General features: G+C 41.6%; 7 protein-coding genes. 4 read left to right on the top strand and 3 right to left on the bottom strand.

Going from position 1 to position 9695, the window contains the following annotated elements; translation table 11 throughout:
• Positions 1–251 (top strand): acyl-CoA thioesterase (locus AC1DUW_RS06885; RefSeq protein WP_477642249.1); only part of this gene is annotated, 251 nt, incomplete at its 5' end.
• Positions 252–292: 41 nt separating this feature from the next.
• Here AC1DUW_RS06885 and AC1DUW_RS06880 read toward each other — a convergent pair.
• From AC1DUW_RS06880 to AC1DUW_RS06870, 3 genes are read right to left on the bottom strand one after another with little or no spacing between them, the layout of a single operon-like run.
• Complete coding sequence (locus AC1DUW_RS06880) at positions 293–1078, bottom strand: ABC transporter permease (protein ID WP_053344500.1); 786 nt, start codon at positions 1076–1078, stop codon at positions 293–295.
• Positions 1079–1082: 4 nt separating this feature from the next.
• Entirely contained in the window at positions 1083–1874 is a 792-nt protein-coding gene (locus AC1DUW_RS06875; RefSeq protein ID WP_053344499.1) for an ABC transporter permease, read from the bottom strand.
• A gap of 48 nt (positions 1875–1922) precedes the next feature.
• Positions 1923–2930: an ABC transporter ATP-binding protein gene (locus AC1DUW_RS06870; protein WP_053344498.1), complete on the bottom strand. Its 1008-nt coding sequence runs from the start codon at positions 2928–2930 to the stop codon at positions 1923–1925.
• Between the two features lie 151 nt (positions 2931–3081).
• On the opposite strand from AC1DUW_RS06870, the gene AC1DUW_RS06865 reads away from it, so the two are divergent.
• The 3 genes from AC1DUW_RS06865 (at position 3082) to AC1DUW_RS06855 (ending at position 9642) form a co-directional block, all read left to right on the top strand.
• On the top strand, positions 3082–3402 hold the full coding sequence (locus AC1DUW_RS06865) for a hypothetical protein (RefSeq protein WP_252432954.1): 321 nt from the start codon (positions 3082–3084) through the stop codon (positions 3400–3402).
• Between the two features lie 144 nt (positions 3403–3546).
• On the top strand, positions 3547–4836 hold the full coding sequence (locus tag AC1DUW_RS06860) for a glutamate-1-semialdehyde 2,1-aminomutase (protein WP_056522175.1): 1290 nt from the start codon (positions 3547–3549) through the stop codon (positions 4834–4836).
• Between the two features lie 333 nt (positions 4837–5169).
• Positions 5170–9642 carry a glutamate synthase-related protein gene (locus AC1DUW_RS06855; protein ID WP_477642248.1) on the top strand — a complete coding sequence of 1491 codons (4473 nt, stop codon included), beginning with the start codon at positions 5170–5172 and terminating at the stop codon, positions 9640–9642.
• The last annotated feature ends 53 nt before the right edge of the window (positions 9643–9695 follow it).

Below are 9695 nucleotides of genomic sequence, written 5' to 3'. Positions count from 1 at the left end.
AGATTAACCTAGAGGCCTTTGTCACCTGTGCCCATCGGACGTCGATGGAGGTATTTGTAAAAGTTGAGCGAGAGAACCTATTAACCGGTGAAAAACAGCTTACAGCCCGCGCTTTTTTAACGATGATAGCAATAGACGAAGATGGAAAACCCACCCCCGTTCCTCAAGTATTTCCGGAAACGGAAGAGGAAAAGCTGCAATTTGTACAAGCACAAGCTAGATATATTGAAAGAAAGAATAAGCGTAAATAAGAAAAATCCCTTCAACAGTATTAATGTTGAAGGGATTCTTTTTAGTTTCCGGCCCCGCGGTACCTTTTCACTCCCTGATTCCAAATGAAAACAGATACAGTGAAAAAGACAAGCCCGATAACCGGTGTTGCAAATGCATAAGCATACCACTCTTCTTTTCTAAGAAAATAAGAGGCTGGATACACGCCGACAAACGCGAATGGAAGCACCCATGTAAGGACAAACCGAATGACCTTGTTATAAATATCAACCGGATAGCGGCCGTAGTTCCCAATATTGTACATCATGGGCATAATTGACGTTTTCGCATCCGACCAGAACCCAATGCTTGCAATCGCTACAAAGATGGCCGCATAAGCAAGTGCCCCGCCGACTGCAAAAATCACAAAGAGAATAGGATCATACCAGGCAAGTTCGAGATTCAATGAAGCACCTGAATAGAAAATAATGATCAAGCCGGTCACAACACCAAATAATGATTCAAGCTCAATTCTTTCCAAAATGACTTGAAAAAGGCTGTGGATCGGCCTAGTTAATATTCGGTCCATCTCACCTTTAACGATATAGCGATCATTGAAATCCCAGATATTAAAAAATGAAGAAAAAAGAGCGAATGGTATAAGGAAGAATCCGTATATAAAAATAATTTCTTCACGACTCCAACCGCTTAAAAATTGCGTATGTCCGAAAACAACTAAGATAAATACCAGATTCACGACCTGATTCAATAGGTCAGATAGAATTTCCATGAAAAAATCGGCACGGTACTGCAATCTCGTTTTCATATATTGGCTTACATATTGAAAAAACATCGATACATAGAACATCTCATCAACCCCCTTGAATAATCAGCTGTTTTTTTGCGACTATCCATAAAAGCTGAATTGGTATTATGAGAATGATGACCCAAATCAATTGCTGTAAAAGGGCCATGCCGATGTCGCCTGAGCTATAACCGTTAGTGAAAATCATGCTTGGTACATAGCTGATTCCTTGAAAAGGCAAATACTTCATTACTTCTTGCGCCCATATTGGGTAAAAACTGATTGGTAGCAACAGCCCGGAAAATAAATCAATGATGACCCTTTTTGCCCGGATTAACCCTGCGTTGTTATATAAGAAAAATGTAGTGATTCCCGTTAATAAGTTAATTTGTGTATTGATGATGAAACTGAATAGCAAGGAAATGCCGAATATTCCCCACGTTGCCGGTTCATGTGGCAATTCGATAGGAAAAATAAAAGCTACCAGCAGCATACCTGGAATGGAAAAGAAGAAGAAACGGAATATTCCCTCTCCCAGTCCTTGCATCGTTTTCATACCTAAATAGTTATAAGGTCGAATCATTTCGATGGCAACCTTGCCGTCTTTTATTTCATTTGCAATTTCACGGTCAATATTATTAAAATAAAAAGCACGCGCCATCCAGGCAACCGCTACATAGGTTGTCATCTGCATACTTGAAAGTCCTTCGATGGAGCTTTTATCCCCATATATGGCATTCCATAAGAAATAATAAGCACCAATATTGATGCTATAAATTAAAATACCGGTATAATAATCCGTTCGATACGCAAGCATCATCAAAAAACGCATGCGAATCATAGCAAGATATTTCCCCATGGTCCTCTCCCTTCTTGTCAGACACGTTGTTTCTTAATGGTACGAGAGTCAGACCGTGCCTTCTTCATAAATATTACGAACAATCTCTTCGATAGAGGTTTCATGAATTTTGACGTCCTTAATTTTAAAATGTGATACGACCGCAGAAACAAGCTGTGAAATATGATCACTTTCCTCTTTCATCATAGCCATGTAAGTTTGATGTTTTTCATCGTATACCCAGTTCGCGGTAAACGGCAGCGGTAAGGATTGCAATTCGTGTAACTCAACCGGCTCAATAAATTGAAAGTGAACCTGTTTTTCCTCCGCCCAATTATCTTTCAAACTCTGCAGTTCCCCATCATAAATAATCTGGCCTTCATCAAGCATGATTACGCGCTCACACAAAGCCTCTATGTCTCCTAAGTCATGGGTAGTCAAAAGGATTGTCGTGTTATATTTTTTATTGATTTCTTTCAAAAACTCGCGAATTTTCATTTTCACGAGCACATCAAGGCCAATCGTCGGCTCATCTAAGAACAGCAGCGGTGGATTGTGAATCAGTGCTGCAGCAAGCTCACAGCGCATCCGCTGGCCAAGTGAAAGTTTACGCACCGGTTTGTCGAGCAAAGGGCCGATATCGAGCGTCTTGATCACATGTTCCATATGGTCGTTATATTGTTCATCTGATACTTTGTAGACTTTTTTCAGCAACCGGAAGGATTCTTGAACTGCGATATCCCACCACAGCTGGGAGCGCTGACCAAATACAACCCCGATTGTCTGTGTGAACTTTTCCCGTTCTTTATGTGGATTCATGCCATTTACAGTAATTTCACCCGCTGTTGGCTCTAAAATACCTGTCAGCATTTTAATCGTTGTCGATTTCCCTGCACCATTTTCCCCGATATAAGCTACCATCTCACCCTTTTTTACAGTAAAATTAATATCGTTAACAGCAGGAACAATTTTATAATTTCTTGTAAGTAAATCGCGAAAGGCCCCTTTTAAACCAGATCGGCTTGATACCGACTTAAATTCCTTCCGCAGCTGTTTCACTTGAATTGCATCACTCATTCTATTTTTTCCTCCGTAATCTCTTGTCCTAATGAATTAGTTTATCCAACCTCAGCTTTTTAGACAATAAAAATGCCTAGATGCAAAGGACTATTTTCAGGGAAAATTTTGGCGTTGCATGAGATACATATATAAAGGAGACAAGTATGCTATGAATATTAAACAATTATTACTATCCCAAATCGAAAAGGTCGTTATCAATCTTCGATATGATTTCCTTTACGAAGATGAATACGATGAAATATTATGCCAAGTTGTCCAAAGGGATTCCTCCGGATCGATTGAAAACACCCCCTTAAGCTTCCACTTGCATATTAATGAAGAAAAAGGAACCGGCCACCTTATCTTCTACCAAGCCCAAGGTGAAATCAAACGCCAAAGCTTTGACATCGAAAACCCTACCACCATCCTGAACATCCTATCCTTTATAACTGAAGTTTTGGGGTCAGACCCTATTTCCCAAACAAAATAAAATGCGAAGAAGCCTGCTGTTTCTAGGGTTTCAGCGTTTTTATTAGGGGCCAGACCCTATTTCCCAGCCTTTCACCCCAGATTTCTGGCCAGAAAAGTGCTATGATTAAGGGGATTATGATTGTATTTTTAGGAGGTTTTTAGATTGGATTTTAGTAATTCAGAGCTTTTACATAAAGAAGCATTGGAGCATATTGTCGGAGGGGTCAACAGCCCTTCTCGTTCTTATAAAGCCGTAGGCGGCGGTTCACCGGTAGCCATGGATCATGCCAAGGGAGCTTACTTCTGGGACGTCGATGGCAACAAGTATATCGATTATCTAGCGGCATACGGGCCGATCATCACTGGCCACGCCCACCCCCATATAACAGAGGCGATTACAAAAGCAGCTGAAACAGGTGTTTTATACGGTACGCCCACTAAACACGAAGTCAAGTTCGCCAAAATGCTGAAAGAAGCGATTCCATCCCTAGATAAAGTCCGCTTCACCAATTCAGGTACTGAATCTGTTATGTCCACCATCCGTGTGGCCCGCGCTTATACTGGACGCGACAAAATCATCAAGTTTGCCGGCTGTTACCATGGTCACTCCGATCTTGTTCTCGTAGCTGCAGGTTCAGGTCCGTCTACGCTTGGAACACCGGACTCTGCTGGTGTGCCGAAAAGTATTGCACAAGAAGTCATCACGGTGCCTTTCAATGATATCGAGCCATTTAAAGAAGCGCTTAACAAATGGGGCAATGAGATTGCTGGTGTCCTAGTCGAGCCGATTGTCGGCAACTTTGGAATCGTCGAGCCAAACCCAGGCTTCTTAGAAGAAGTCATCTCTCTATCTCATGAAGCCGGTTCACTTGTTATTTTTGATGAAGTCATCACCGCTTTCCGTTTTATGTACGGTGGAGCACAGGACCTTTTGGGAATTCAGCCTGACCTGACTGCTCTTGGAAAAATAATCGGTGGAGGCCTTCCAATCGGCGCTTATGGCGGTAAAAAAGAAATCATGGAAACTGTAGCACCGCTCGGACCTGCCTACCAAGCAGGAACGATGGCAGGTAATCCAGCTTCCATGCTTTCTGGGATTGCATGCTTAGAAGTTCTAAAAGAAGAAGGTCTATACGACGAGCTTGATCGCTTAGGAAAAATCCTCGAAGAAGGTATCCTAAAAGCAGCTCGCCAATATAATGTCCCTATCACTACTAATCGCCTTAAAGGGGCTTTAACCATCTACTTCACAACAGAAAAAATTGAAAATTATGAGCAGGCAGAAAACACGGATGGCGAAATGTTCGGTAAGTTTTTCAAGCTTATGCTTCACCAAGGCATCAATTTGGCACCGTCAAAATATGAAGCTTGGTTCTTGACAATAGCTCACACAGATGATGATATCGCTTATACTCTAAAAGCGGTTGAACATGCATTCAAAAACCTAATATAAGAAATAAAAAAGCATAATTATGCAATTTTTATACACCTCCAAGATGCACATCATTCTTGGAGGTTTCTTATTTCCTTTAAATAAATCATTGAAATTGGCCTTTAAAGCATTTTTTCATAAAATTGACACTCATCCTCTCATCCAATCTATTGTATAAAAAATTGATTTCTGAATATTTAAATGATATGATATCAATACATTTATATACAATTTCTTTCAATCAATTAATAACTTAAACGTTTGTCTAAGTTTACTAATATTATCCTCGTTAAATCAAATGCTACAGGAGGTGAAAGGCAGAAAATAAGGGAAAACCTTATTCACGCCAAACATATGACTCAACAATGGACACCTGCTTCATTCAAAGAATTTTACAGAGAAGAACATGATGCCTGCGGAATTGTTTCCTGCATTGAAAAAAAGAAAATCCCAACCAACGAAAATATCTTTGCCTGTATCGACGCTTTGGTTAAAATGAACCATCGCTGCGGCTTTATTAATGGTGAAGGAGATGGCGCCGGTATTCATATTGATATTCCTAGGGCTCTCTGGAAAAAGAAGCTTGAAGCGGAAAATATCGATTCCAGCATCGTCGATCAAGATGCCTTCATAGTCGGCCACTTATTTTTAAGCAATAAAACAGAAGCAAATGATTTGAAAATCGAAATCAAAGAGAAACTCCTTCAACACGGGCTTTCCTTGATCTTCGAAACAGATAAAGCATACCGTTCTGAAGCATTAGGGCCGATTGCCATTCAAGAAGACCCAGTGTTCTGGCAATTTGCCTGTTCATCCACAATCGAAAACCACCAGGAGCTTTCCAATGCTCTTTTTGAACTAACTTCCGACATCGAAAAAAGTGATTTTATCCATGTTGCTTCTCTAAGCCAGTATCATGCGGTCTACAAAGTAATGGGGGCCGGAGATACGCTTCCTGCCTATTACCATGATCTTGCTGATCCTTTAGCCGCTTCCACTATGACCCTAGGACACAATCGTTTTTCAACTAATACTCTATCAAGCTTTTTCAGGGTCCAGCCCTTCAGTGTGCTTGGACATAACGGCGAAATCAATACTATTGCCAAATTGCGTGATGAAGCAAAAATGATTGGGGTTCCGATTGCAAAAGACGGGAGTGACTCCCAGGATTTAAACAAAACAATTGAAACATTTATCTGTCGTCATGGCTACTCTTTGTTTGAAGCAATCGATCTTGTTTTCCCTCCAATTATTAATGAAATCAAGGAATATCCTGAACACTTACAAAACTTATATACGTATTTACGAGAAGCATGGGGACATTTTGCACAAGGTCCTGCTGGAATTATCTCCCGTTTTGGCGACGAAGCAGTTTTCTCTGTCGACTCTTTAGGCTTGCGTCCACTTTGGAATATTGAAACGGAAACATCCTATATGTTCACTTCTGAACCAGGTATCATTTCTTCTAATGAATATACAGGAGATCCAAAACCATTGGGTCCAGGGGAAAAAGTCGGCTTGAAATGGAACGGTGATTCTATTGAATTGTATAACTACAAAGATTTCCAGGATAAGGTGTTTGAACGTTTCAATAATCGTTTTGTTCTTTACAATGATCTAGTTCGCTTACAGCCACAGTTTTTTGAAAAAGTGGTCTCCATGACAAACACACAAGCCATTCATAACGGCCAATATAAAGCCTTTGGCTGGGAAAGAGAGCATGTTCAATTAGTCGAACAGATGGCCGAAAAAGGAGCTGAACCTATTCGTTCACTAGGTCACGATGCACCACTGGCCGCCCTCAATCCTCAGCGGACAAATATTGCAGATTTCATTAAGGAAAGTGTCGCCGTTGTAACCAACCCAGCGATCGACCGGGATCGGGAAACCGAGCACTTCTCAACAAGAACCATCATTGGGAAACGACCTTCTTTATTTGAAGCAAAAAAGGCGGGAAAAGTTACGGAGCTTCTAACTCCTTTACTAATTGAAGGATTAACAGGTTATGAATGCTCTTCTATTGTTTCGCAGCCTAGCTACGATCAATTCGTTAAATATAATCAAGATCAAAAACTAGTACATTTTATTTCAAGCACTTTTACAGAGGATGAAAGTATTCCGGATGCATTAACCAGAATTACCGATGAAGCGGCTAACGCAATCGATGAAGGAAAAACTTTGCTCGTTTTGGATGATGCCCTCGCCCATCAAAACGGAAATCTTTGGCTTGATCCACACCTTGTCACTTCAGCAGTCGATCAAGCATTAGTCAATACAGGTAAACGTAGGGATTGTTCCATTCTTTTACGTTCTGCATCACTAAGATCCCTGCATGATATCATTGTTTCTTATGGACTTGGAGCCAACTTAATCAGTCCGTATTTCATGTTCCTATCCTTATCTTCTGATGATCTTAAGGGTGTTACCAATCTATATAACTCATTGACAAAAGGACTCGAGAAAGTTATCTCCACCATCGGCATTCATGAACTACGCGGCTATGGACGACTGTTCTCAAGCATCGGCTTGCATGAAGAAATTGCCAATTATTTAAATATCGCTAACTTCTTTGGTTCAAATGATTTAGACTATAACTTTGACAAAATAAAAGCCGACGCCATACAGCGTGCGGTAGATTACGATAATGAAAAAGAACGGATGGGTAAAACCTTTCATTTATTCCCAAGGATTTGGAAATCGATTGGAGAAGTTGCTTCAACCGGGGACTATGACGCTTATCGCGAAAAAATTACTGAACAAGAAGAGTCCAATCCGACAACGATTCGTCATTTAACATCCTTAAAAGCTTCCGATTCATCTGTCCCTTCCGAAGAAGTAAGTCTTTCTATCGGCGAACAGGAGCTACCATTTGTCATTGCCTCTATGTCCTTTGGATCACAAAATGAGATAGCTTTCCGGGCATACGCAGAGGCTGCCGAACGGTTAGGAATGATTAGTATGAATGGTGAAGGTGGAGAAATTAAGGATATGCTGGGCAAGTACCCGAAATCCCGCGGACAGCAGATTGCTTCCGGCCGTTTCGGTGTCAACGCAGAGCTCTTAAACTCTTCTAATCTATTAGAAATTAAAATTGGGCAGGGGGCAAAACCTGGTGAGGGCGGACATCTTCCCGGCTCGAAGGTTACCGCGAAAATTGCGGAAGCCCGGAATGCAACCATTGGTTCTGACTTAATCTCCCCTTCCAATAACCATGATATTTACTCTATTGAAGATTTGGCGCAAATGATTCATGAGTTAAAAACGGCAAACGACAAAGCCAAAGTCGCCGTTAAGGTACCAGTTGTTCCAAACATTGGTACGATTGCAGTCGGTGTCGCCAAAGCTGGCGCCGATATCATCACGCTTTCTGGTTTTGATGGCGGAACAGGTGCAGCTCGGATTCATGCTCTCGAACATGTTGGTCTTCCAGTTGAGATAGGTGTGAAGGCGGCCCATAACGCGCTCCTTGAATCCGGGATTCGTCAAAACATTGAAATTTGGGCTGATGGCGGGTTAAAAAGCTCGATGGATATATTAAAATTGATGTTGCTTGGGGCAAACCGTGTCGGCTTTGGAACCCTTTCGATGATTGCAGTTGGCTGTACAACGTGCCGTGGCTGTCACCTTGATACATGCCATGTTGGAATCGCCACTCAAATCGAATCGGAAGCCCAAGCAAAAGAACATGGGCTACGCCGCTTTGTTCCTCGAAAATTTGATTTAGCGGTTCAAGGATTAACGAATATGTTCACTGCGTTTGCCAAAGAACTTAAAGCACTGACCGGATCTCTTGGTGTGAAGAATCTTCAAGATATTGTTGGTCGCTCTGATTTGCTTCAGCAAGTTAGAGGTCAACAAACACTGGATTTAACATATTTATTAAAAAACCTGGATATAACGCCATTCTCTAATAAAGAAAAAGCGACTTATTTGAACGAGGGTTCCATGCAGGTTGCTGTAGGTGCAGAATACCTGGATTCACATGTGGAAGAACTGCAGCAATCCCGCAGCTATAGCTCGATCACATCTGAGCAGCGTGTACTCGGTAGCCGGGTATCCTGCCACCGGGTCCGAGGCAGACTGGATGGATCATACAAAAAACTTMCTCCTGTTCACCTATCCTATCAGGATGGCTCGATTCCAGGTAATGGACTTGGGGCATACAATACCGAAGGCATCTCGATTAGCGTAAATGGCGGCGCCCAGGATGGAATTGGTAAAACATCGATTGGTGGAAATATCGCCATTTTTAAATCTCCTGGGAAAGATGGAAAGTTTTATAATGGATCAGTCGGTAAAGGCTTCGGATATGGCGCACAGCACGGTCTCCTTATTGCCCAAGGCGATGCCGATGCCAGGGCAGGAATCCGGCTTTCCGGAGCAGATATGATTATTGGCGGACTACTGAAGCAACCCATTCCAGCAAAGGAAACTGGAAATATTGCGGTAACTTCCAATATTAAGGGATTTGCTTTTGAATATATGACAAATGGAAGAGGATTGGTTCTAGGTGATCCAGGTCCATGGATCTGTGCAGGGATGACCGGCGGTGTCGTTTATTTACGTCAACAACCTGAAGCTGGATTAACGAAAGAAGTTATTCAAAAGCGGGTTGCAAAAGGAGCGAAAATTTCAATTGAGGCGCTTTCTAAAAAAGGTCTTCAAGACGTGACTGAACTTCTTGGAAAATACGTGTCTCTGTTAAAAAATCAAGGCCAAACAGAAGAAGCAACTTCTTTAGAGACTTTGCTTCAACACCCTAGTAAACATTTCCTTCAAGTTGTTCCCGTTAAAGAACAAGCAGATCCAGCTGTATCCACTGAGTAATAAAGAGTTCTCACTTGAAAGATACTTGGCAGCTTAAGTCTTAATATTATCGA

It is taken from the genome of Peribacillus sp. P4_C12 (assembly GCF_056402095.1).
Note: the sequence above shows the minus strand (reverse complement) of the source record. Positions and strands in the feature narration are given on the sequence as shown.

Bases quoted from the DNA above. Each gene is read 5' to 3' on its own strand.
- AC1DUW_RS06865 (WP_252432954.1), top strand. From the start codon at position 3,082: ATGAATATTAAACAATTATTACTATCCCAAATCGAAAAGGTCGTTATC.
- AC1DUW_RS06875 (WP_053344499.1), bottom strand. From the start codon at position 1,874: ATGGGGAAATATCTTGCTATGATTCGCATGCGTTTTTTGATGATGCTT.
- AC1DUW_RS06870 (WP_053344498.1), bottom strand. From the start codon at position 2,930: ATGAGTGATGCAATTCAAGTGAAACAGCTGCGGAAGGAATTTAAGTCG.
- AC1DUW_RS06880 (WP_053344500.1), bottom strand. From the start codon at position 1,078: ATGTTCTATGTATCGATGTTTTTTCAATATGTAAGCCAATATATGAAA.